Below are 488 nucleotides of genomic sequence, written 5' to 3' on the forward strand. Positions count from 1 at the left end.
CTGCCGTTCCGCGACTTCGTCGCCCAGGCCCGCCTGGGTACGCCGCGCGAGGAGCACGAGCGGTACTTCGCGGAGCTGCTCGGGGACGTCACCGAGACGACGGCGCCGTTCGGTGTGCTGGACGCGTACGGCGACGGCAGTTCCACCCACCAGGCACGCCTCGTGGTGGACGATGAACTGGCCGGCCGGCTTCGTGAGTCGGCGCGGCGCGAGGGCGTCAGTGCGGCCACCCTCTTCCACCTGGCGTGGGCGCGGGTGCTCGGTGTGGTCAGCGGCCGTGACGACGTGGTGTTCGGCACGGTGCTGTTCGGCCGGATGAACTCCGGGGCGGGTGCCGACCGGGTGCCGGGTCTGTTCCTCAACACGCTGCCGGTGCGGGTGCGGTTGGACTCGCAGAGCGTGGGCGGGGCGCTGTCCGGGATGCGGCACCAGTTGGCGGGGCTGCTGGTGCACGAGCACGCGCCGCTGTCGCTGGCGCAGCAGGCGAG

1 protein-coding gene is annotated in these 488 nt (G+C 72.7%); it reads left to right on the top strand.

Features of this window, described 5'->3' with window-relative positions:
* On the top strand, nt 1-488 hold a 488-nt coding region (locus VR45_RS40510; RefSeq protein WP_045944986.1), incomplete at both ends, for a condensation domain-containing protein.

It is taken from the genome of Streptomyces sp. NRRL S-495, assembly GCF_000966955.1.
GTDB lineage: Bacteria > Actinomycetota > Actinomycetes > Streptomycetales > Streptomycetaceae > Kitasatospora > Kitasatospora purpeofusca.